The sequence below is a fragment of the Actinocrispum wychmicini genome (assembly GCF_004345645.1).
GTDB lineage: Bacteria > Actinomycetota > Actinomycetes > Mycobacteriales > Pseudonocardiaceae > Kibdelosporangium > Kibdelosporangium wychmicini.
In genome coordinates this window covers 151,509-175,182 of record NZ_SLWS01000017.1, presented here as the reverse complement: position 1 = coordinate 175,182, position 23,674 = coordinate 151,509, and the positions used below count along the sequence as shown (strand labels likewise).

The 23,674-nt window shown below is 69.4% G+C and carries 18 protein-coding genes; 6 read left to right on the top strand and 12 right to left on the bottom strand.

Annotated elements, in window-relative coordinates; translation table 11 throughout:
• Positions 1 to 86: 86 nt before the first annotated feature.
• From EV192_RS49215 to EV192_RS49205, 3 genes are read left to right on the top strand one after another with little or no spacing between them, the layout of a single operon-like run.
• Positions 87 to 1,271, top strand: coding sequence for an acyl-CoA dehydrogenase family protein (locus EV192_RS49215; RefSeq protein ID WP_132125706.1), 1,185 nt, complete (start codon positions 87 to 89; stop codon positions 1,269 to 1,271).
• 9 nt (positions 1,272 to 1,280) lie between these two features.
• Positions 1,281 to 2,438 carry an MFS transporter gene (locus EV192_RS49210; protein ID WP_132125705.1) on the top strand — a complete coding sequence of 386 codons (1,158 nt, stop codon included), beginning with the start codon at positions 1,281 to 1,283 and terminating at the stop codon, positions 2,436 to 2,438.
• Positions 2,435 to 3,589, top strand: coding sequence for a cytochrome P450 (locus tag EV192_RS49205; protein WP_132125704.1), 1,155 nt, complete (start codon positions 2,435 to 2,437; stop codon positions 3,587 to 3,589). The genes EV192_RS49210 and EV192_RS49205 overlap by 4 nt, the downstream gene beginning before the upstream one ends.
• Before the next feature lie 52 nt (positions 3,590 to 3,641).
• Here EV192_RS49205 and EV192_RS49200 read toward each other — a convergent pair whose 3' ends face one another.
• The 5 genes from EV192_RS49200 to EV192_RS49180 all read right to left on the bottom strand — a co-directional run bounded on the left by EV192_RS49200 (position 3,642) and on the right by EV192_RS49180 (position 10,991).
• Positions 3,642 to 4,031 carry a RidA family protein gene (locus tag EV192_RS49200; protein ID WP_132125703.1) on the bottom strand — a complete coding sequence of 130 codons (390 nt, stop codon included), beginning with the start codon at positions 4,029 to 4,031 and terminating at the stop codon, positions 3,642 to 3,644.
• 122 nt (positions 4,032 to 4,153) lie between these two features.
• Positions 4,154 to 4,756 (bottom strand): MerR family transcriptional regulator, encoded by a 603-nt coding sequence (locus tag EV192_RS49195; RefSeq protein WP_132125702.1) that lies wholly within the window; start codon positions 4,754 to 4,756, stop codon positions 4,154 to 4,156.
• 15 nt (positions 4,757 to 4,771) lie between these two features.
• The gene (locus tag EV192_RS49190) at positions 4,772 to 6,898 is read right to left on the bottom strand and encodes a heavy metal translocating P-type ATPase (RefSeq protein WP_132125735.1); all 2,127 of its coding nucleotides are present in this window, start codon (positions 6,896 to 6,898) and stop codon (positions 4,772 to 4,774) included.
• Positions 6,899 to 6,933: 35 nt separating this feature from the next.
• Positions 6,934 to 8,853: a bifunctional copper resistance protein CopD/cytochrome c oxidase assembly protein gene (locus EV192_RS49185; RefSeq protein WP_243727570.1), complete on the bottom strand. Its 1,920-nt coding sequence runs from the start codon at positions 8,851 to 8,853 to the stop codon at positions 6,934 to 6,936.
• 431 nt (positions 8,854 to 9,284) lie between these two features.
• Entirely contained in the window at positions 9,285 to 10,991 is a 1,707-nt protein-coding gene (locus EV192_RS49180) for an alpha/beta hydrolase (protein WP_243727569.1), read from the bottom strand.
• A gap of 194 nt (positions 10,992 to 11,185) precedes the next feature.
• Between EV192_RS49180 and EV192_RS49175 the strand changes: the two genes are divergently transcribed.
• From EV192_RS49175 to EV192_RS49165, 3 genes are read left to right on the top strand one after another with little or no spacing between them, the layout of a single operon-like run.
• The gene (locus EV192_RS49175; RefSeq protein WP_132125701.1) at positions 11,186 to 12,031 is read left to right on the top strand and encodes a hypothetical protein; all 846 of its coding nucleotides are present in this window, start codon (positions 11,186 to 11,188) and stop codon (positions 12,029 to 12,031) included.
• Positions 12,028 to 13,191 (top strand): hypothetical protein, encoded by a 1,164-nt coding sequence (locus EV192_RS49170; protein ID WP_132125700.1) that lies wholly within the window; start codon positions 12,028 to 12,030, stop codon positions 13,189 to 13,191. The genes EV192_RS49175 and EV192_RS49170 overlap by 4 nt, the downstream gene beginning before the upstream one ends.
• Before the next feature lie 37 nt (positions 13,192 to 13,228).
• The gene (locus EV192_RS49165; protein WP_243727568.1) at positions 13,229 to 16,825 is read left to right on the top strand and encodes an nSTAND1 domain-containing NTPase; all 3,597 of its coding nucleotides are present in this window, start codon (positions 13,229 to 13,231) and stop codon (positions 16,823 to 16,825) included.
• Between the two features lie 5 nt (positions 16,826 to 16,830).
• On the opposite strand, the gene EV192_RS49160 is transcribed toward EV192_RS49165, so the two are convergent.
• From EV192_RS49160 to EV192_RS49130, 7 genes are all read right to left on the bottom strand, one after another.
• A complete protein-coding gene (locus tag EV192_RS49160) occupies positions 16,831 to 18,435 on the bottom strand; it encodes a thiamine pyrophosphate-binding protein (RefSeq protein ID WP_132125699.1) in 1,605 nt (534 codons plus the stop codon).
• Positions 18,432 to 19,193, bottom strand: coding sequence for a cyclase family protein (locus tag EV192_RS49155; RefSeq protein ID WP_132125698.1), 762 nt, complete (start codon positions 19,191 to 19,193; stop codon positions 18,432 to 18,434). The genes EV192_RS49160 and EV192_RS49155 overlap by 4 nt, the downstream gene beginning before the upstream one ends.
• Positions 19,194 to 19,202: 9 nt before the next feature.
• Positions 19,203 to 20,768: an AMP-binding protein gene (locus EV192_RS49150; RefSeq protein WP_132125697.1), complete on the bottom strand. Its 1,566-nt coding sequence runs from the start codon at positions 20,766 to 20,768 to the stop codon at positions 19,203 to 19,205.
• Complete coding sequence (locus tag EV192_RS49145) at positions 20,768 to 21,463, bottom strand: cupin domain-containing protein (RefSeq protein ID WP_132125696.1); 696 nt, start codon at positions 21,461 to 21,463, stop codon at positions 20,768 to 20,770. Before EV192_RS49145 ends, EV192_RS49150 begins: the two co-directional genes overlap by 1 nt.
• The gene (locus tag EV192_RS49140) at positions 21,460 to 21,888 is read right to left on the bottom strand and encodes an OsmC family peroxiredoxin (RefSeq protein WP_132125695.1); all 429 of its coding nucleotides are present in this window, start codon (positions 21,886 to 21,888) and stop codon (positions 21,460 to 21,462) included. Before EV192_RS49140 ends, EV192_RS49145 begins: the two co-directional genes overlap by 4 nt.
• Before the next feature lie 9 nt (positions 21,889 to 21,897).
• Positions 21,898 to 23,034, bottom strand: coding sequence for an aminotransferase class V-fold PLP-dependent enzyme (locus EV192_RS49135; protein WP_132125694.1), 1,137 nt, complete (start codon positions 23,032 to 23,034; stop codon positions 21,898 to 21,900).
• A gap of 85 nt (positions 23,035 to 23,119) precedes the next feature.
• Complete coding sequence (locus EV192_RS49130) at positions 23,120 to 23,656, bottom strand: helix-turn-helix domain-containing protein (RefSeq protein ID WP_132125693.1); 537 nt, start codon at positions 23,654 to 23,656, stop codon at positions 23,120 to 23,122.
• Between the last annotated feature and the right edge of the window lie 18 nt (positions 23,657 to 23,674).

Below are 23,674 nucleotides of genomic sequence, written 5' to 3'. Positions count from 1 at the left end.
CCGGACCTGTCGGCACGCCGGGAGAAGCATCGACCAGCTGATCGGCGAACCATTCGGGTGTTGCCGAAACCCCGGTTAGGAGAGTCATGTCCACTGCGGAAGTCCCGTCCCGGGCAGAGTTGGTGCAGCGAATTGCCGAAATCGCACCCGTGATTCGGGCGAACGCCGAATGGTCGGTCGAGAATCGCCGCCAGCACGAGGAGACAGTCAAAGCCCTGACCGACGCCGGCGTGTTTCGGATGCGGGTTCCGCGGCGTTACGGGGGATACGAGAGCGACGCCCGAACAATGGTCGCAGTGGCCGACGAGATCGCGCAACTCGACGGCGCCACCGCGTGGGTCGTGGCCTGCTCGTGGATCGCCACCTGGGGCCTGGGCCTGTTCCCGGACGCGGTGCAGGACGAGGTGTTCGCCGACCCCGACGTCCGGGTCTGCACCACCATCGGCCCCGGCAGCGCGACGGCTGTCCCCGTCGACGGCGGTGTCGTGGTCAACGGCATGTGGCCGTGCATCAGCGGCGCGTTGAGCGGCGGATACCAGCAGATCGTGGCGATCGTGCTCGACCCGGCGGGTGAGCCGTACCCGATCATGAGCCCGGTCGCGCTGGCCGACCTGGAGATCACCGACGACTGGTACACCACGGGTTTCCGGGCGAGCGAAAGCGTGGGCACGGCGGCGCGGGACCTGTTCATCCCGACGGGCCGCTACCTCCCGGCGTCCATGGTGGCCACCAGCCAGTCCGTCTCGAAACTGGGCACGGGCTCGCCGATGTACCAGCCGCCGTTCATCAGCGCCTCCGCGGCCTCGATCGTCGGCATCTGCGTGGGGATGGCCAAGTCGTTGCGGGACCTGTTCCTCGAACGGCTGCCCGGCCGCAAGATCACCTACACCGACTACGCGGCCATGAGCGAGGCCCCGGTGACCCACATGCGGGTGGCCGAGGCGGCGCTGAAGATCGACGAGGCCGAGTTCCACGCCCAGCGGGTGGCCGCGACCGTGGACGACAAGGCCGCCGCGAACGAGCCGTGGGAGATGTGGGAACGGGCCCGGTGCCGCGCGGACGTCGGCGCGGCCATGCGATTGAGCCTGTCGGCGGCGGACATCTTCGCCGGCGCCAGCGGCGGTTCCTCGGTGTACACCAGGGTTCCCATTCAGCGCATTGTCAACGACCTGCGCGCGCACAGCCTGCACGCGTTGATGACCCCCGACGTCAATGCCGAGATCTACGGACGAGTCCTCTGCGGTCTCGAACCGAACACCACTTTCGTCTGAGAGGGCTGAATGGTTGTCGTCGCTCCCGCGCGGACCGGCACGGTGTTCTCGCTGTTCCTGGGTTACGGAATGCTGTGGGGACCGTATCTGGCGATGCTGCCGGAAATCCGGCGGGTGGCTGGCGCGAACGACGCGCAGCTCGCCCTCGCCATGCTGATCGGCGCCCTGGTGGCTGTTCCGGCGATGGCCGGTGTCGGCCGGCTGCTCGACGCGGTCGGCCGACCGGCGGCCGTGGCGGCCGTCGGGTTGTTCGCGGTAGTGGCCCCATTACCGTCCATAGTGGACTCAGTGCCCACACTGATCGGCGCGGTCGCGTTGTTCGGTTTCGGTTCCGGCGCCTGCAATGTGGCCTTGGTCGCGTTGGCCGCCGCGGCCGAAGCGGGCTCGGGACGGCCGGTGATGAACAGGGCACACGCGTTGTTCAGCGTCGGACTGCTCGCCGGCAGCCTCGCCACCAGCGGGGCTCTCGCGATCGGGTTGTCCGGCCGGGCAATGGCCGTTGCCCTGGCCGCCGCGTTCGCAGTCGGCGTGGTCCGGTGCCGACACGGCATGCCGCGCCGGTTCGCCGTCCGCAAGCGTGTGTCACACAGACGGATTCGCCTCGGCCGCGTGGCCGCGCTCATCAGCGTGGTCGCCGCGCTGGCCATGGTGCTCGAAAGCGGTGTGCAGCAATGGAGCGCGGTCTTCCTGACTGACACGGTCGGCGTTTCCCCGGCACTGGCCGCGGCCATGCCTGGCCTCTTCGCGGCGGCCATGGCGGCCGGTCGCTTCGCCGGCCACTGGTTGATCAGCCGAACCTCCGCGCGGACTGTCCTGCGCGTCGCGGGCGTCCTCGCCGGCGCGGGCGTGCTGCTGCTCGCCACCGCCGCGGGACCAGCACCGGGGCTGGCCGGCGTGACGCTGGTCGGTGCCGCGGTCTCGGTGGTCACGCCGACGTCGTACACGATCGTCGGACATGCCGCCACACCGGACGAACGTGGCTCGGCCATCGGCTCGGTCGCCTCGCTCGCGAGCATCGGCCTGCTGCTCGGCCCTGCCGCGGTCGGTCAGGTCGCGAGCTGGACGGACCAGCGGACGGCTGTCGCCGCCCTGTCCGTCGTCGCGCTGGCGATCTGCCTGCTGGCCCGCTGGATCCCCCACAAACCGACGACGGGAGGCGCGAGATGATCGGGGTGGCGGAAGGGCACGGCGGCGCTGACTTCGTGAACGGGGCGCGACGCCGGCACCTGGTCGGCGTACTGCACCCGCGGACCGACCAGCCGGTGACGTTGGTGGACGACCGGGTGTGGCTCGCCACCGGATACCAGCAGGCCAGAGAAGTCATGCGGGACAAGCGGTTCAGCAGGGCGGCGGCCGGCACCGGCTGCCCGCGCGGCCCCGCGCTGCGGATGTCGATCACGGAGCTGGACCCGCCCACGCACACCGCCATCCGCACCCTGGTGGGCGGGTCCTTCTCGGCACGGCAGGTCGAACGGCTGCGCCCGCGCGTCGACGACCTCGCCGACCGGCTGCTCGCCCGCCTTGTCGACAGTGGACGGACCGTGGACCTGGTCGCGGACTTCTGCGCCCCGCTCACGTTCCACAGTCAGTGCGCGTTGCTCGGCGTGCCGGAACACTGCCGTGCGGCGATCCGCCGGCGGTCGGACCAGCGGATCGGCCTGCCCGGCGCGACCGCGGCCGACACGTATTCCGCCGAACTCCTGCTACACGACGAGGTCGTCAGGATGATCGCCGACCGAGACCGGCCACCGGGCGGCCTGATCGCCACGCTCATCGCGGGGCACCTTGACGAGTCGGCGCTCACCGGGCTCGTCGCGTCGCTGTTCTTCGACGGCCACCTGCTGTCCGCCGCGCAGATCGCCAACACCGTGCTCCTGGTGCTCACCCACGGCCTGGTCGACCGGCTGCGGACCGACCCGGCGTTGCTCGACGACGTCATCGAGGAAACCTTCCGGTACTGCCCCTCGGTCAACCTGAGCATGCCCCGGGTCGCCACCGCCGAAGTGTCGCTGGGTGACGTCCAGGTCCGCGCGGGCGACCGGGTGGCCGCCGCGATCACGCTCGCCGACCGCGACCACGCGATGTTCGCCACCCCGGACCGGTTCGTGCCCGGTCGGCCCACCCGGCACCTGGCATTCGGCTACGGAACGCACCACTGCATTGGTGCGCACCTGGCCCGGGTTCAGGTCCGGGCCGCGATGCTCGCCCTGTTACGCCGCACGCCGAACCTCGCCCTGGCCACTCCCGAACAGGAGCTGGCCTGGGTCGTCTCGCCCACGGTCCGCAGGCTGTGCCGGCTGCCGGTGCGTTTCCGGTGACGTCCTGAGGGCGACAGCCAGGTATCCGGCCGTCGCCCCCAGGACCTATGGCTCAGTCGACCGCGGTCGCCTCCAGCAGGACCTTCAACTGGGGCGCCGCCAGCCGCGCGACACCGAGCACGCTGGTCGCGAACCGGTTGCCGCCGAACCGCTCGGTGATCAACGGGAAGTGCTTGAACAGCTCGTCGACGTCGGTGCTGTACACGTTCAGCCGGACGACGTTGGCCAGGGTCATCTCGGCGCCGTCCAGGACTTCCTGCAAGTTGTCCATGGCCAGCTCGATCTGCGCGGCCATGTCGTCCGGATGCAGTGGGGTGCCGTTGGCGTCCACCGCGTCCTGGCCGCTGCACACCAGCTGCCGCCGGTGCCCCTCGACGAGGGTGGCCTGGTCGAATCCCAAGGTGACGGACCACGACCAGGGATTGATCGGCGTTCGCTCCATCTGGATAACCTTTCCCATGTGGACAAATGACGCTGCCGTACAAATGTCACTGTTTCGCCGGCGCGGAGCACGGGCGAGCGAAAGTGGCTCAGTTCTGTTGAGTCCGTCTCATCGTGGCACTGTCACGCCGAGCCGGCTACTTCGAGATTGCTCTCCTGCAGCGCGTCGCCTTGTGCCATCCGGCGCAGCGCGGTGATCGCGGCGTCGCCCAGCACAGTGCCGACGACCATCTCCTCCGCGAACCCGCCGAACGACCGGATCTCGACCCCGGCGAAGTCCGCACAGGCCACCGCGTACTTGTCGATCAACGCGAGAAAGTCCTTGCGTCCCAACTGCGCGGCCGTGACCAGCACACCGGCCAGCGCCCGCGCGGACGGGTGGTCGACACGGATTCGCCAGCCACGGCGGGCGATCAGCTGCGCGACCGCCGCGTCCGCCCAGTTCCGTGTCCCGTCGTCGGTGCCCGGCGGCACTGTGACCACCTGCATCTCGCTGAGCATGGTGTGGACGTCCGCCGCGGTCAGCAGCCGCCGTACCGCGGCGATCGACAGGCCGCCCACCTCGATGAGCGCGCGGACAAGGCGAAGTCGCCGTTCGTGCGTCTCGTCGTAGGTCGACTGGTTTCGGCTCGTGTGCGCACCAGCAGCCAGCAGCCCTTCACGCAGGTAGAACTTGATCGTCGGCACGCTGACCCCGGACCGACGGCTCAACTCCGCGATACGCACCAGGAAAGCCTGCGGTCACCGCTCAGCGGGCGCTTCTCCCAGCGTGCCGGGTTGGAACCGGCGGAGGCGCATGCTGTTCGACACCACGAACAGCGACGAGAACGCCATGGCGGCACCGGCGATGAGCGGGTTGAGCAGGCCCAACGCGGCGACCGGGACCGCCGCGACGTTGTACCCGAACGCCCAGCCGAGGTTGCCGCGGATCGTTCGCATCGCCTTACGGGACAGGGCGACGGCGTCGACGACGGCGGTCAGGCTGTCCCGGACGAGGATCACGTCGGCGGCGGCCAGGGCGACGTCCGTACCGGTGCCGATCGCGATGCCGAGGTCGGCCGCAGCCAGTGCGGGGCCGTCATTGACGCCGTCGCCGACCATCGCGACGCTCCGGCCCGCGGCCTGCAGTGTTCGGACCAGCTCGACCTTTTCGTGCGGCAGCATTCCCGCGTGCACCTCGTCGACGCCGATCTCGTCGGCCACCGCTCGCGCTGTCGCGGCGTTGTCGCCGGTGACCAACACCGGCTTGAGCCCCAACGCGCGCAACTGGCGCACGGCCTCCGCCGCGCTGGGCTTCACCTCGTCGGTCAAGGTGATCAGGCCACGAACCCGCCCGTCCCAGCCGACCACCACCTGGGTCTCCACGAGATCGTCAGGCACCACCCAGTCCCGCTGCCGGAACACTTCAACCCGACCGACGAGCACATTGTGCCCGTCCACCACACCTTCGGCACCCAGACCGGGCAGCGCCCGAAAATCCTCCACAGCAGGAAGATCTCCGCACTCGACGCGGGCGTACTCGGTCACCGCGTGCGCGATCGCGTGTTCCGACGCGGACTCCAGCGCACCCACCAGCCGCAACAAAGACGACCGGTCGGTGCCGACCAGTTCGACTTGGCACACCTGCATCTTGCCCACGGTGACCGTGCCGGTCTTGTCCAACAGCACAGTGTCCACCGCGCGGGTGGCTTCCAAGGCTTGCGGCCCGCGCAGGAGTATGCCCAGCTGCGCGCCGCGGCCGGTGGCGACGAGCAGCGCGGTCGGTGTCGCCAGGCCGAGGGCGCACGGGCACGCGATGATCAACACCGCCAACGCGGCCGTAAAACTGTCCTGTGTGGACCCACTGGCCACCAACCACACCGCCAGGGTGACGGCCGCGAGCACCAGGACCACCGGGACGAACACCCCGGCGACCCGGTCGGCGATCCGCTGCACCCCGGCCTTGCCCGACTGCGCCTGTTCGACGAGCTTGGCCATCTGCGCCAGCTGGGTGTCCGCGCCCACACCCGTCGCCAGGACCAGCAGCCGGCCGCTCAACGACACCGAGCCACCGACCACGGCCGTCCCCGGCTCGGCTTCCCTGGGCACGTGCTCGCCGGTCATCATGCTCGTGTCCACAGCGGAGCGTCCCTGTTCGACGACACCGTCGGTGGCGATCTTCTCGCCGGGCCGAACCACGAACCTGTCCCCCACGCGCAACGCCTCGACCGGCAGCAACGTCTCGACGCCGTCCCGCAGGATCGTGACGTCCTTGGCGCCCAACAGGGACAATGCCCGCAGCGCGTCACCCGCCGTGCGCTTCGCCCGTGCCTCGATGTACCTACCGGCCAACACGAACGTGGTCACACCCGCGGCGACGTCCAGATATATGCCACTTCCCGCATCGGGCGTCGCGAAGATCGCGTACACAGACCAACAGAACGAGGCGAGCACACCGATCGACACGAGGGTGTCCATGGATGCCGTGCCATGCCGGGCGTTCTTGACCGCGGCCCGGTGGAGTGGCAGCGCCGAGTAGAACACCACAGGCACGGCCAAGGCGAAGCAGACCCACTGCCACCCCGGGAACCGCACCTGCGGCAGGAACGACACGGCGAACGACAGGTCGCCCAACGGGAACGTGAACACCACGGCGATCACCAGCCGCCGCCACAACTGGCGAACTGGGTCGGCCGCTGGTGACCGCTCCGCACGGACCTCCGCCGCGGTGTAACCGGCATTGGACACCGTATGCACAAGGTCGTCAATATCCACAGTGGACGAAACGTGGACACTGGCTCGTTCGGTCGCGTAGTTGACCGACGCTTGCACGCCGTCGAGCTTGTTCAGCTTCCGCTCGACGCGGGTGGCGCACGCCGCGCACGTCATCCCGCCGATGACGAGCTCCACCTGCGATGTCTCGGTCACTGTCTCCTGCTTTCGGCGAGCTTGGCCAGCATCGCGTTGTAGGCCGCCAGTTCGTCGTCCGAGCCGGGGCTGCGGTCGTGCCGCCGCGCGGCTCTCTCGTCCGCACGTGACCACTGCACAAGCAGCGCGATCACCACGACGAGCACCGGCAGTTCCCCGGACGCCCAAGCGATTCCGCCACCCAGGCGTTGGTCGGCCAGCAGGTCGCCGGACCACGGCAAGGACAGCGACCGGTAGAAGTTCTCCGCGATGACGTTCTGCGACGACATCAGGATCACCCCGAAGAAGGCGTGGAACGGCATCACCGCGAACAACGTGCCCAGCCGGCCGAGGTGCGGCAGCCGGCGCGGCCCGGGATCGATGCCGATGACCACCCAGTAGAAGACGTAGCCGGTGCCCAGGAAATGGATGTTCATCAGCACGTGCGCCCAGTGATACCGCAGGGCCGACGCGAACAGGTCGGTCATGTACAGCGCGTAGTACGATCCGACCAACAGTACACATGCGACAAGCGGATGAGTCACCTCGCGCGCCACCCGGCTGTGCAGCAACGACATCAGCCATTCCCGTGGGCCAGGTGGCAGCACTCTGAGGGCGAGGGTCGCCGGGGCGCCGAGCACCAGCAACGCCGGAATGAGCATGTTCAACAACATGTGGGTGACCATGTGGATGCTGAACGCTCCCGGCGCGTACCGCCCGACACCGGAGGACGTTGTCAGCAGCAACACCAAGCATCCCAACAGCCACGACACTGTGCGACCGCGCGGCCAGGCGTCGCCGCGACGACGCAACGCACGGATACCGGCCAGATAGCCGACGGCGAGCACGATGGCCGCGGTGCCGAGGACGAGGTCGAACCGCCACGCCGTGAGCAGTTGCCAGAATCCCGGCGGCGTCAGGATGTCGTAGCCGATCAACGCGTCCAGTGCGCTCTGCTCAGTGCTCACGAAGGCGGGCGGCGGCTGGCGCACCATCGCGACCGACACGCCGAAGGTCACGCCGAGCAGCAGGATGTCCACACCGGCCAACCGCCAAGGCGACGGTTTTGACATCACAGCCCGGCGGCGCGCCCACACCCCGACGACACCCAACAACCCCAGCAGCACGACCTTCCCGAGCGACATCAGTCCGTACCGTGTGGACAGTACGTCCGACAACGGTACGAGCACCAACCCCTGCACCACTCCGGTGAACGCCAGGACGACCCAGCACACCAGCGCGACAGTGCGATACCGCCGGCAAGCCAGTTCCGCGTACTCGGTGCCGCGACGCACGTGTGCCACCAAGACAACGAGCGTCCCCGACCAGACAGCCGCCGCCACCACGTGCCCGATGGCCGCGTTGGTGGCCAGGTCATGGCCGTTGCCGACCGACACGTGCCCGGCCACCACTGGAGGCAGAAGTCCCACCGCGGCCACGACCGCCAGCCCGACGACCGACCGCCACGACAACGCCACTCGGCAGCCGATCACCACCACCAGGGCGAGCACGGCCGTGACCGCCCACGCCTTCGGCGTCTCCAACGCCTCGAACTGCCCGGCCACCCCGCTGGCGTCCATTTCGGACAGTGGCTTCCCGGAGGCGTCGGCCGTGTCCAGCACGATCATGGCGGCCGACGTGACCAGCCACAGCACCGCCGACCATCCCGCCGTGCGAACCGCCGCGTATCCCCCGACCCGCAGAATCCCGTCCCGCCTGGACGGAACAAGCAGCGCGGCGAACACGAGAGCACCCGTACACACCGCGCCCGAGGCGTCCGCGAGCACCCGCACCAGCCCGGCACCGAAGCGCACGAACGGCCCTGGATCGGTGTCGCCGAGGAGCGCGTGCCCGGACGTGCCGATCACCGCGACCGCGACCGTCACCACAACGACGGCCGCCAGCCCAGCTATGGCCACCCAGACCCACACGCGCACACCCACCAGTCGGCAGGCAGCGCCAAGAAGTTCCCGCTGTGACAGTAGTCACGCTACATATGCGGGCCGGGTCAGCACCCACTCGGCCCGCATTTCCACGGCTCCACCAGCGGCCGCTCGGTGCCGTGCCGGGTGACGGACACGTTGAAGGCGGGAAGCGGTGCGGATCGGCAGAGCGAGAACCTGGTCGACAGTCATGTCGGGCGGTGGCGCGGGTTTGTCGAGACAGTGCCAAGCGGCGCAGCCGCCTTCCACACCGTAGATCCGCACACTGGGATCCGGAGACGACGACTGGGCCGCGTCCTGCGATCTCGTGAACCACACTATGACCGCCACATCGCCGGCCCCGGACCGATGTGACACGTACGGCCATTCGGGCTAACCGCATGCCGGATCGCCAGGCCCAGCCGGGCCTGGCGATCCGGTGCGAATCACCGGACGGAGTTGACCTTGCCGATGAAGTCCGCGGTCTGCTCACGCAGCGCGGACGACGGCACCGCGGCTGCTGCCGCGGCCTGGGCGCGCGGCTGCTTCACCGGGCCCGCAACCGGGAAGACCTGGGTCTCACCCGGCAGCGGAACGCCTGGGCAGAGCGAGTTGCCCGGCCGCGAGTTCCGCAGCAGGTACACGTTGACCATGCCGTCGACGCACGGGTTGCCCTGGATCGCGTACTGGCCGTGGAACGCCGAGTCGTCCACCGACACCAGGCTCACGCCGGGTGCCGCCCGCACCGCCGCCTGGGCCTGCTCGTAGCCGGTCTGCGGGTCGAACTCGCCCTGGATCACCAGGACCTTCCCGGCCGCCTGGGGCGGCAGGTTCGGCAGTGTCTGCTGGGGCGCGTCCGACCAGAAGCCGCACGCCTCCGACAGGCCGTACAGCCAGCCGAACAACGGATAACGCGGACCCTGCTGGTCGCTGAGGCGCTTGTAGAACGCGGACGACTTCGTCGGCTGGTCGCTGCACGCCACCGCGTACCGGGTCAGGCCCACCGGGATGTAGTCCGGCTGCAAGGCCGCGGCGATCTTCGCGACGGTCAGCTGTTCGAGCGGAACCCCGTACGTGGCCCGCGCCTCAGCGTCCAGCTGGGCCTGCAGGTCAGGCGACTGGGCCGTGACGGTTCCGCCCTTGAGCCCCTTGGCGCCCTCGGTGAGCACCAGTGCCGCGTTCCGCCAGCTGTTCGCGTTGCCGTTGCCCACGAAAACGACGTCGTAGTCGTCACCCGAGACACCTTGTGACTTGTAGAAGGCGCGGACGTCCTCCCAGGTCTTCTTGGCCGCGTCCGGGGTGCTGCCGACCAGGTCCGGGAACTGGCGGCTGGCCCACGGCAGGAACACGTCGTCGAGCTGGCGCTGGTCGGTCACGGGGAAGAACTCGAACGCGGCGTCCAGCCGGCCCTGCCAGTTGGTGCTGGAGTCCAGGATGATCTTGCCCGCGCTGGCCGGGAACAACGACGTGTACTTCGCACCGAGCCACGTACCGTACGAGTAGCCCAAGTAGTTCAAAGTGGACTCGCCGAGCAGGATCCGGATGAGCTCCATGTCGTGCGCGGTCTGCCACGTCGTGATGTACGGCGTCACCGCGACGCTCTGGCACGCCTCGGCGATCGCCCTTGGCGCTTTCTGGTGCTCGGCGATGCTGTCCGCGGACCGGTCCCGCGCGTCCAGATCGGTCCGCGTCGACAACCGACCGGTGGGGATGTTGCATACGGACGGTGTCTGCCCAGGCGCCGTACCGCCCGCGAATCCGGTACCCCGCGGATCCATCCCGATGAAGTCGTAGACCTGGCTGACCGAAGGCTCCAACGCGGCCAGCAGCCCGGCCAGCGGGGTGCCCTGTCCACCCGGCCCGCCCGGATTGGTCAGGATCACCCCGGTGTGCTGCCGGGTGGCCTTCACCCGGCTGATGTTGACCTGCAGATCCACCCCGGAGTCCGGCCGGGCCCAGTCCCGCGGCACGGTCACCGACGCGCACTCGGCCACACTGGCCTGCGGGCTGGGTCTGAACAGGCAAGGTCCCCAAGCCAACTGCTGGTGGCTGTAGGTGTCGAACGGGTCCGTGGCGGCTTGGGCGACCACGGCGGACTGGGCGACAACCAGTCCCGCGGTCAACGTCGTCACCACGGTTCTGACGAAGCGCACGGCACTCCCTCCGAGAAAGTGTTGTTGACCCAGTTGATCCTGTTCACACCGAACAGTCGCAGCTACCGCCTTTGGTAGGTATTCACCAACCCAGAAACGCCCATCCAGGACCAGTTGGCATCGGCGGGTGCTGTATGTTCAGCCGCCGACAAAGGCACCTATGTGATGTTGATCTCTTGGGGAGGCGACACATCATGTCGAGCGCGGCGGAACCACCGCTGGACGACGGCGACCTGTTGTACATCGAGAAGACCCTGCGGCACGCCCCGACGGATCTGTTGCTGGACGACTATGTCTCCGGTGAGATTCTGCGGACGACGTGGTGGCGGTCGGTCAAGGTGGCCCTCGGCACGTTCGTCCTGTTCGCGTTCATCTGGCTGGGCAGCGGCGGCGGCCCCTTCGCCCGGTCGGCGAAGGACGAGAGCAGCAGCGTGCTGGTCATCGGGCTGCTTCTCGGCATCGCGCTGTTCGCGGTGACCTGGATCAGGTTCCTGCGGAGCGAGAAAAAGGAAGCGGTCGGCGAATGGAACACGTTGCTCGCGGGCAAGGCCGGCGCGGCGGACTCGGTGTACAGCCATATCGCCGGCCGGTTGCGTGACCGCCAGCTGCCGATCCACAATTATCTGGTCAAACGAACGCCGACCACCTTCGGCACCACGGGCAACCGCCTGGTCCTGATCGACGGCTACCACCATGTCTATGTCTCGGTGTTCGCGTACGGCACCGGCCTCTATCTGGGTTGGACAATGTGGCGGATCCGCCGGGGAAGCGTGTTGTTCCAGCAGTACTTCAACATGCCGGGACGCGGTGACAACTTCGACTCGGTCGGGAGAATCCTGAACCTCGAACGCCTCAAGGCGATGCGTGAGGCGGTGCACGCCGTGTGCCGCGAGGCACTCCACACCGCGGTGAAAGGTATCGCGGTGGCCGAGACCTACGGTTTCCCGTCCGGTATGCCGGCTATCGAGCGCCTCCCGTTCACCAGCGCACCGCCGGCCGTCGGCCCGAACGCCCACGCGCGACCGCGAACCGGCCCATGACGGGTGTGGTCGCCGCGTCGGGTGGGGACACGTGGTGGGCTTGGGCGGCGAGCCATCTCATGCCGGCCGGCGTGTCCCCCAACGCGGAAACCCCTTACGCTGTCCCGTCTCCTGAGCCGGCCACCGTCCATAATCAACACACCGGACCGGCCCACAACGTCGTGCAGGCCGGCCAGATCCACAGCCTGCACATCCACGGTCCGCAGCAGGCGCCGGACGACTCGGCCTGGTTGCGGTCGTGCTGGGACATCGTGGCCACGGCCGGCGCGACCGTCGAGATGCGGTATCTCACGCGAGACGGGAAACGTCTCGACGGTTTCCTGCTCGTCCGCGTCGAAGGCAGGGACCGCGACGAGGTCGGACATCGGGTCGCCGCGGTACGTGACCAACTCGGTGCCATGCCCGGTCACGTCCGCGCGGCGGCCGTCACGGACGAGGCCCGGACCCGCTGGATACTTGAGCCGTTCCAGCCGCACCACGAAGGAATCGTCGAAGTCCGCAAGCGACTGACCACCCAGCGGTCCAGCCGTGCCGACGCCCACCACCCGTGGCTGGCCGCGGTCACCCCGTTGATCCACCGGCGACAACCGTGGCAACCGCTGTGGTCGGCACTCGCCGACCTGCCGTTCCCCGCCATGCTGTCGGTCGGGCTCGCCCCCTTCCAGGTCGGCCCCGGGCTGCGGTCACACCTCACCGCGCGGGCCGCCGCGCTCACCCGGCTGGCCCAGCAGGGTCCGCCCGCCACCGGCCTGTGGAACGTTCCCAGCCCGCCCGACGAGTTCGCGATCGCCGCGCTTGCCCTCGTCTCGGACGCGGTGCGGCGATACACCGACCGCGCGTTCGTCGCCCGGATGTCCTTGGCCGCGGCCGGCCCGGTTCCGGGCCTCCTCGCCGAACTGCTGGCCGAGACGGTGTCGGCGCGGACCGTCAACCAGGGTTTCGCCGGCGCCGGTCCCGTTGTCGTGCGGCCGGATCCGGCGGACATGCCGACCGCGTCGAGCAACCTCTCGACCCTCAACTTCGCGCCGTTGGCCGCCTACGCCCAGGGCAACCTGCCGGACGCCGTCGGCGAACTGGAACGGGTCCTCGGCGCGATCGTCGATCTCGACGAAGCCGCCGCCGCTTTCCGCCTGCCTTACGAAAGTGCGGTCTTCGGATAGCTGGACTGGGCACACCCGACAACCGAACAATGGTCGGATGCCACGGCCGGAGCGTCCGCTGGATTCGGACAACGACGTTTTGCGGGAGTTCGCCGCCGGCCTGCGCCATGTGCGCGAGGACGCCGGCCAACCGACATATCGTGAGCTCAGCCGCCGGGCCCACTATTCGCCGGCCACGTTGTCCGAGGCCGCTTCCGGGCATCGGCTGCCGAGCCTGGCCGTGACTATGGCGTACGTGCAGGCCTGCTCCGGCGATACGGCCCTGTGGAAAGATCGTTGGCATCAGGCGTCCGACCTGCTGGCCGATCACGCCGTCGCCATTCGGGCCAATGACGCGGCGCCATATGTCGGCCTTGCCGCTTTTCAGGTGTCGGACGCGGACTGGTTCTTCGGCCGGGACCGGCTGGTCGCCGACATTCTCGACCGAGTGCGGGAACGGGGATTTCTCGGTGTTTTCGGCGCTTCCGGCTCCGGGAAGTCGTCGATTCTCCGGGCCGGGGTGGCGGCTCGGTCCGGCGCGGTGGTCTTCACGCCGGGACCGCATCCGGTCGACGCGTACGCGGCCGCTGGAACAGCGGATCTGGTGGTGGTCGACCAGTTCGAGGAAGTCTTCACGTTGTGCGCCGACGAAGCCGAACGGGCGCGGTTCATCCACCAGTTGCTCAGTGCCGACACAAATGTGATCATCGGTGTGCGCGCGGACTTCTACGGCCATTGCGGCCAGTACCCGGACCTGGTCGCCGCGCTGGGTGACGCGCAGGTCCTGGTCGGGCCGATGACCGTGGACGAGTTGCACGACGCGATCGTCCAGCCGGCCACGGCCGCGGGCTGCCGGGTGGAGGCCGGGCTCGTGTCGCGGCTCGTCGCCGACGCGGCCGGACAACAAGCCGTGCTGCCGTTGATATCCCACGTGCTGCTGGAGACCTGGCGGCGGCGACGCGGGATGACCATGACGGTCGCGGGATACGAGGCCGCGGGCGGCATCCACCACGCCATCGCCCGGACCGCCGAGGCCGAGTACACGTCGATGGACGCGACCCAGCGGCAGCTCGCCAAGGAGACGTTCCTGCGACTGGTCGCCGCGGGCGACACCAAACGACGGGCCAGCCGGGCCGAACTGGACGACCCGGTCGTCGAACGGCTCGCCGCCGCCCGGCTGCTCACCCTGGACCAGGACGACGTCGAGATCACCCACGAGGCCCTGATCCGGTACTGGCCGAGGCTGCGGACCTGGCTGACCGAGGACGGCGACAGCTTACGGGTGCGTCGCCAGCTCACCGAGGCCACGGACACCTGGGAGTCCCTCGACCACGACTCCGACGTGCTGTACCGGGGTATCAGGCTGGCCGCGGCGCAGGACCTGATGGCCGGCGGCGCCAAGATCACCCCGCGCGAGCATCGGTTCCTGGACGCCAGTGTCGCCGCTCAACGCCGCAAAGTCAGGCGGCTGCGGCAGTTCGTCTCGTTGGCCGTCGTCCTCGCGTTGGCCGCCGGCGCCGCTTTGGTCTTCGCGGTACGGTCCCAGCTCGCCGCCGACGAGCAGCGCACCCTCGCCATCTCGCAGAAGCTGATCGCGCAGGCCGACGCGCTGCGGACCGCGAATCCCGCACTGGCCGCCCAGCTCAGCCTGGCCGCGTACCGGCTCGCCTCGACCCCGGAGTCGCTCAGCGGCCTGCTCAGCACGCCGGCCGCGCGGTACGCCACCATCCTGGACGGGCACACCGACCGCGTCCACGGTGTGTCGCTCAGTCTGACGGGCCACATGTTGGCCACCGCGAGCGAGGACGGCACCGCCCGGCTCTGGGACGTCGCCGACGCCCACCATCCCCATGAGCTGGCCACCCTGACCGGGCACACCGCGACCGTGTACTCGGTGGCGTTCAGCCCGGACACGCGGCTGCTCGCCACGGCCAGCTGGGACAGCACGGTCCGGCTCTGGGACATCACCGACCCACGGCATCCCCGGACCGTCGCGGTCATCTCCGGGCTGGACGACCGAATGTACGGGGTGTCGTTCAGCCCAAGCGGGCACAAACTCGCGACAACCGGTCGGGAAGTCCGGGTGTGGGACGTGGCCGACCCACGGCACCCGACTGTCCTCAGTGTCCTGTCGGGGCACACGGACACCGTGTTCTCGGCGATGTTCAGTCCGGACGGTCGGGTGTTGGCCACCGCGAGCGCCGACCACACCGCCCGCCTGTGGGACCTGGTCGACCCACGCCATCCGACGATGCTCAGCGTCATCACCGCACACGCGGACGCCGTCAACGCGGTCGCGTTCAGCCCGGCGGGAAACGTGTTGGCCACAGGCAGTTCCGACCACACGGCCAAGTTATGGAGTTTGGCGGACCTACGGAACCCCAAGGAGTTGGCCACGCTGAGCGCGCATACCGGCGCGGTGCTCGCGGTCGCGTTCAACGCGGACGAGGACACGCTGGCCACAGCGGGCGACGACCGGACCATCAAGCTGTGGAACATCTACACCGCTGGTCGCCCACAGGCGGTGGCCACCCTCGACGGGCACACCAACACCGTCGCCGGACTGGTTTTCAGCCCGGACGACACGTTCATCGCGTCCGGCGGTTTCGACCACACCGTCCGGCTGGACGACCTGCCGGAGCCAGCGGTGACCGGCCATCTGGGCGCGGTCACGTCGGTCGCCTTCAGTCCGGACAACCAGACACTCGCCACCGCGAGCGCCGACTGGACAGCACGGCTGTGGAACATCACAGATCCGCACCGCCATGCGCAACTGGTCACCCTCACCGGCTACACCGGCGCCGTGTCGTCTGTCGCGTTCAGTCCCGACGGCCGGCTGCTGGCCACCGCGGACCAGCAACTGCGGGTGTGGGACGTCAGCCGCCCGAACTGGCCCGTCACCGTCCTTTCCGGACAGGGCAACGAGATCACCTCGGTGGTCTTCAGCCCCGACGGCCGGCTGCTGGCCGCCACCGGCGGCGACAACACGGTCCAGCTCTGGCGGGTCACCCCGCCGGGGCGGCTGGTCGTGCTCGCCGGCCAGGCCAGGCCACCCACCGCGCCGGCCAGTGTGTTCACCTCGGCCGCGTTCAGTCCGGACGGCCACATCCTGGCCACCGGCAGCGACGACTACACCGTCCGGCTCTGGGACGTCACCGACCCGACCAGGACCGCCGTGCTGCCCACCCTTTCCGGGCACGGCAACACCGTCCGGTCGGTGGCGTTCAGCCCGGACGGGCACACCCTTGCCAGCGGCAGCGACGACCACACCATCCGGTTGTGGAACGTCACGGATCCCCGCCGGCCGAGCGAACTGGCCACTCTCGTCGGCCACACCAACACCGTTCGCGCGGTCGCCTTCAGCCCGGACGGGCACACCCTGGCCTCGGCCAGCGATGACCGGACCGTCCGCCTATGGGACGGCGTAACACCCACGGCGGTTCTCACCGGTCATTCCGCCGCCGTCAACGACGTGACGTTCAGCTCCGACGGCCGCACCATCGCCACGGCGGGCAGTGAGGGCACTGCCCGCCTGTGGTCGATCGACCCGACAGCCGTCGCGGCCGACATCTGCGACCGCGCACAGCCACGGATCACCCAGGCGGACTGGGACCGGTACCTGCCGGGCATCCCGTTCCAGCCGCCCTGTCAGTGAGCGTGTCAGTGCCCCTGGAACGCCTCCTCCAGCCACCAGGAACCGTGGTCGGCGGTGACTTTGGCGTCGATCACCACTGGCTTGTCCCTGGCCCCGGCCAGCCAGGCGGTCAGTCCGGTCAGATCCTCGGGTCGCCGCACGGTCAGGCCGTCGCAGCCGAATCCCCGACCGATCGCCGCGATGTCCGTGTCGGGGAACCGGACGGTGTCCAGAACGTGCCCTTGCGGCCCGAAATGGTGCACTTCGGCGCCGTAGCCAGCGTCGTTGTAGACCACGATGACCATCGGCAGGCCGAGCCGGACCACGGTCTCGAGGTCGGCGATGCTCATCAGGGCGCCGCCGTCGCCGAGCGCGGCGACGGGCAGGCGGTGCGGTTGGGCGAGGGCCGCGCCGATGGTGGTGGCCAGGCCAAGGCCGATCGACTGGAACGCCTGGGTGAAACAGAAGCCGAGCTCGTCCGGCACGGCCAGGTACCCGCTCGGGTAGCCCATGAAGTTGCCCGAGTCGACGCCGACCACGCGGTCCGCCGGCAGCAGGTCGTCCAGCCGGATCGACAGGGTCCGCGGATCGATGCGGTCGCCGTCGGACTCGTCGGTGAACGGCACGTCCCGCCAACGTCCTTCCTTGGCGAGCCGGGCCGCCACTTCGGCCGTCCGGTAGCCGGGCGCGGGGGCGACAACGTCCAGCAGTGCCTCGGCGACCGCGCCCACGTCGCCGACGACACCGACGTGCACCGGCCGATGGGCGCCGATCGCGTCGGGATTCACGTCGACCTGAGCGACCCGCGCGTCCGGGCCGATCAACGTGCCGTGCCGCATGGTCCACATGTTCAGCCCGCACCCGAACCCGACGATCAGGTCGGCCCCGGTGATCAGCTCCACCGCGAGCGGCGTGGCGAACCCGCCCGAAATGCCCACTGACCACGGGTTTCCAGCGAACAGGCCGTTGGCGACCGCCGAAGTCGCCAGCAACGCGCCACAGTGCGACGCCAGTTCCGCCAGTTCCGCGGCGGCGTGCCGGGATCCTCGCCCTGCCACGAACACCGGCCGTTGCGCCTTTGCCAGCAACGAGGCCAACTCCGTGACGTCCACTGGCGAGCGTGTGGCGACCGGCAGATCCGGCAGAGTCCCGGCGGCGGGCTCCCGCTGGACGTCCAGCGGGAGATTGAGCAGTACTGTCCGGTTCTCCCGGGCCAGCCGAACCGCCCGCGCGACATCCTCGTACACGCTCTCCGCTCGAACCCGGAGCGGAACCGCGCCGACCGCGGTGGCCAAGGAAGCCTGGTCCACGAAGAAGTTCGAACGCCGCGCGGTCGCCTCCGCCGCCAGGACGATGAGCGGCGTCCCGCTCTTGGCCGCCTCGGTGATCCCGGTCATCGCGTTGGTCAGCCCGGGGCCCTGGTGCACCGACAACACACCGAGCTTCCCGCTGGTGCGGGCGTACGCGTCGGCCATCGTCGCCGCGCCGCCCTCGTGCCGTGCCGCCACGAACCGCGCGCCACCGGCCACAAGGGCGTTGGTGACGTGGAAGTTCCCGCTGCCGACCACGCCGAAGACGTGGTCGACACCGAGCTGCGCGAGCGCCTTGCCGACCGCCTCCGCGACCGTCATCGCTCGACCAGGGCCAACACCCGTGTCGGGCTGCCCGAGCCGCCCACGATCGGCAGCGGCGCCGCGAGCACCACCACGCCGGTCGGCGGCAACGCGGCCAGATTCCGTAGCTGGGTCAGGCCGTACTTGCCGGCCCCCAGCAAGAACGAGTGGCACGGGAACGCGGGCTCGAACGAGTGGGCGGCGCCGGCGTCCGTGCCGACCGTCTCCACACCGACACCGATAACCGGCGTCTCCTCCGCGAGCCACTTGGCGCACGCCACCGAGATCCCCGGGCTGTGCCCCTGGTTGAGGAACTCCGCCTGGTCCTCGCCGCGGGCGTCCCACCCGGTCCGGTACAGCAGCCAGCCGCCGGCCGGCAACGCGCCGTGCTCGCTCTCCCAGGCCTTGACGTGCTCGATCTCCAGCAGGAAGTCCGGATCCGCGGCGGCCTGGTCGGCGAAGTCGAGCACCGCCGCGGGCGCGATCAGGGTACGTGGCGAAACCTGCGACACGTCCTGGCCGTCCCGCGCGGTCACCCAGTGCACGGGCGCGTCGAAGTGGGTGCCGGTGTGCTCGCCGGTGTGGATGTCGTTCCAGTACCACGCCGGGCCGCGGTCGTCGTACCGGCTGATCTCCTCCAGCCGGAACGAGATCGTGTTCGCGAACGGCTCGGGCAACTGCAGCAACGGGGTCCCCGAGTGCAGCGGGGCGGTCAGGTCGACGACCTCCACCTGGCCGGTGCCCAGTGCGTCGAGCAGGTTCTCGAGAACTGCCATGTGTCGCTCCTATCCCAGTTGGCGAAGCCGGAAACGCTGGACCTTACCGGTGGACGTCCGCGGCAGGGCGTCGAGGAACCGCACCACGCGCGGATACTTGTACGGCGCGATCCGTTGCTTGACGAAGTCCTGCAACTCCTTGACCTTCCTGTCGTCGCCGGTCACTCCCGCGCGGAGCACGACGTACGCGGTCACCAGGCTCCCTCGCTCCTCGTCCGGCATCCCGACCACGCCGCACTCGGCCACGTCGGCATGCCCCAGCAGGGCCTCCTCCACCTCCGGCCCGGCGATGTTGTACCCGGACGAGATGATCATGTCATCGCTGCGGGCCTGGTACCAGAAGTAGCCGTCCCGGTCGCGGACGTAGGTGTCGCCCGTGATGTTCCACCCGTCGCGCACGTAGTCGCGTTGTCGGGGGTCGGCCAGGTACCGGCACCCGGTCGGGCCTTTCACCGCCAGTCGCCCCGGCATCCCGTCCGGCACCGGCCGGCCGTTGGCGTCGAGCACGGCGGCTTCGTAGCCGGGGACCGCGCGGCCGGTCGAGCCGGGCCGGATGTCGTCGTCGGCCGCGGCGATGAAGATGTGCAGCAACTCGGTGGCGCCGATCCCGTCGATGAGCCGGATTCCGGTGGTGTCGAAGAAGTCCTGCCACAGCGAGCGGGAGAGCGCCTCGCCCGCGGAAACGCACCGGCGCAGGCCCGTGAGCCGGTCCGCCAACCCGTTGGCCAGCATCGAACGGTATGCGGTGGGTGCGGTGAACAACACCGAAACGCCGTTGTCCCGCACAGCTTCGGCGAGCTCGGCCGGGGTGGCCCGCTCCAGCAGCAGCGTCGCCGCGCCCACGTGCAGCGGGAACACCACCAGGCCGCCAAGGCCGAACGTGAACGCGATCGGCGGGGTGCCGGTGAACAGGTCGTCCGGTTCGGGTTTGAGGACATGACGGGCGAACGTGTCCGAGTTGGCCAGCACGTCCCGGTGGAAGTGCATGGTCGCCTTGGGTTTCCCAGTGGTGCCCGAGGTGAACGCCAACAACGCCACGTCGTCGGCCGCGGTGGCGACCGGCTCGAACTCCGCCGGCTTGTCGGCGCATCGAGCCGCCAGCTCGTCGAAGTCCAGCAACGGCAGGTCGACACCGTCGGTGAACCGCGGATCGCACAACGCCAAGGACGGCCGGCAGACCTCCGCGATCGCCCGCAGCTCGCCCGACCGTAACAACGACATGGTGGTGACAGCGACCGCGCCGGCGCGCAGCACGCCGAACCAGCAGGCGACCAGCCACGGGTTGTTGGGCGCCCGCAACAGAACCCGGTTGCCGGGGACGATTCCGTAGTCCGCCACGAGGACGTGCGCGACCTGGTTGGCGTGCCGCAGGAGGTCGCCGTACGACCACGTCAGCTCGGGCGACACCAGGCACCGCCGGTCCGGTCCGAACCGTTCGATGGTGTCCTCCAACAACACCCGTGCGCAGTTCAACGTGTCCGGATAGGACAGTTCAGGCAGGGCGAACCGGAACTCCGGCCACTCGGATCGCGGTGGCAGGTGGTCCGCACAGAAGGTGTCGACGTGCGCGGTCATTACTCGACCGGGATGTTCTGCGACGGGCTGCCGGCCGGGGTGAACACGCCGAGCAGCCGGAGGAACCCGGTGTCCAGGTTCTCGACCCGGTGGTGCACGCCCGCGGGCAGGTAGAAGCAGCTGCCGGGGGTGAGCGTGGACGTCTCCCCGGCGATCTCCACCCGGCCGGACCCGCCCACCACGAACGCCATCTCGCTGTACGGGTGGTAGTGCATCGGCGTGCGGATCGTCGGGATGTAGCCGAGGAACTGCGTCACGCCTGAGCATCCGACAGCCGGGTCGAACAGCACCTGGTACTCGCGCTGGCTCACGGCGTCCTGAGTGGACTGGTCGGCGAGGTCCACGGTCGCCCGGTAGTCGCCGCACTCGACCGACGGCTGGACGTCGGCGGACACCGACACCAGCACCATCTCTTCGAGAGCAGTGATCTCGTACGAGTCCTTGCCGACGATGAGCGACGCCAACTCCGGCCGCAGCGGATGGTCACCGTCCTCGCGATGCAGCGTTCCCGTTCCAGACAGCACGTACAGCGTCTCCAGGCGTCCTTCGCCGGGTGACCGTGAACTCGACCTGCCCGGCAGGCACCGGTAGATGGCCTGATGTAAGCCGTTCGCATCGTCTTGGTGTGTCTCGTGCACGGCGATAGTGTCTACTTGAGACGGTGTGACGTCGCGGTAGTGGAAGACCTTGCTCATGACACCTCGACCTTCAGGGTGACGTCGGCGTTGTAGAGCAACCGGACCGGGCAGGTGCGTTCGGCCTGCTCGGCCAGCTCACGAACGACCTCGTCGGCCAGTCCGGGCACGCTGACCGTGCAGGACAGCTCGATCGTGGGGATCCGGAAACCTTCGTCGGTCTGCACCAGGTGCACGAGCGCGGTGGCGTCGATGGACTCGGCCGGCGTTCCCCGCTCCTCACACAGGTTCGCCAACGACATCGCGAAACAGCCCGCCAGCGCGGAGCCGAGCAGCTCCTCCGGGTTGGTCGCCGGCTCGTCGCCGACCCGGCTGCGCAGGCTGAACGGCAGGTCCGGGCCCCGCCGGCCCAGGCTGAGCGTGCCGGACCCGGTGGAAGCCGGCCCTTGCCAGCGGGCCCTGGAGGTCTTGCGGACGTGCAGCACGGGTTCTCCTCAGTTCTCAGTACGGTAGTCCGCGATCGCCGCGCACACGGCGTCCACATCGGACTCGTTGGTGAAGTAGTGGAACGACAGCCGCAGCACGTTCCCGCGCGGCGCGGTCGCGATCCGGCGGCTGGCCAGGTAGCCGGCCAGTCGGTCAGGGTCGTCGTCGACCAGGGCGACCTGCGGGCCCAGTCCGGTCGGCGGCGCCCACAGCCGTTCGCCCGCCGCGAGCAGCCGTTCGCCGGTGAGCCTGGCCAGGTCGACGACGTGCCCGCCGACCTCCTTCATGTCCACTCTGGACAGCAGGCGCATGCCGGCGTTGGCCGCGTACACGGCCGGGATGCCCGGTGTGCCGGTCTCGAACCGGCGGGCCTGGGTCGGGTAGTCGACCGTCCGCGGGTCGAACCGGAACGGGTCCACCCGGCCGAACCAGCCGGTCAGCTGCGGCGGCAGATCGTCGGCGACGCCGTCCCTGGCGTAGAGGAAGGCGACCCCGGGCAGGCCGAGCATGTACTTCAACGCCCCGGACACGAGGTAGTCGCAGCCCAGCTCCCGTACGTCGACCGGGAGCACCCCCATCGCCTGGTAGGCGTCGACGAACACCTTCGCGCCCACTTCACGCGCACGGGCCACCGCGGCTTCGACGGGCATCCGGGCGCCGTTGCGGTAGGACGCGATGGGCACCGACACCAGGCCGGTGCGTTCGTCGATCGCCGCGACGAGTTCGTCCGGGTCGACCGTCGCGGCCCGTTCCGGAACGTGCACCACCTGGGCGCCACGGGCCGCCTGCGCCACCCACACGTGCCCGACCGACGGGAACTCCATGTCGGTGGTGACGATCGTGGGTCGACTCGACCAGTCCTTTGTGGACGCGATCTGGTACGCGCCGTCGGACGCGCAGTGCACGATCGCGATCTCGTCGGGGGTGGCGCCGACCAGGTCGGCGAACCGGCGGCGGGCCTCGTCGACCTCAGCCATCCACTGCGCCCACGGCGCGCCGTGCTCCCGCATGCTGTAGGTCAGCTCGGACAGCGCGGTCAGCAGTTCGCCGGACAGCGCGCCCTGGCTGCAGCTGGCCAGGTGGACCGTGTCGGCGAGAACAGGGAAGTTCTCCCGGAACTGGTCGCTGGTGAGTTTCGCGATCATCAGCCCTCGCTAAAGACATTTAGTAGGACTAAACGATGGTAAGAACCGCCTCCCAGTCGAGTCAAGGTGAACCGGGTCAGTGAGATCAGTAACTCGGCGGCGTCACGGCCAGCAGGAACCGGACCGGCTTGCTCGTCTCGTTGAGGTAGCGGTGCGGGTTGCGGGAGTCGAAGGTGGCGCTGTCGCCGGTCTTCAGGTCGTACCGGGTACCGTCCACTTCGACCACCAGACGCCCGGTGAGCACCACCACGCACTCGTCGGACGGGTGGCTCCAGCCGGTGTCCGACGACGCCGCGCCCGGCTCCAGTAGCCCCTCCAGCACCTCGATCTTGCCCGCGCCGGACGACACCCGCTGGTACACGATGCCGCCCTGCGGGGACCGGATGTCCATCCTGCGGTCCCTGCGCACCACCGCGACCGGCTCCGCGTCGACGTCCTGGAACAGGCTGAACACCGGGGTGTCCAGCACCCGCGCGATCCGCCGGACGGTCTCCAGGCTGGGGTCGGTGATCCCCCGTTCCACCTGGCTGATCATGCCGACCGACACGTCGGCCGCCTTGGCCAGTTCGGTCGCCGTCATCGACTTCGCGGTCCGGAGCTCGCGAATCCGTTCGCCGATCATTCCACTCCCCTGTCTCCC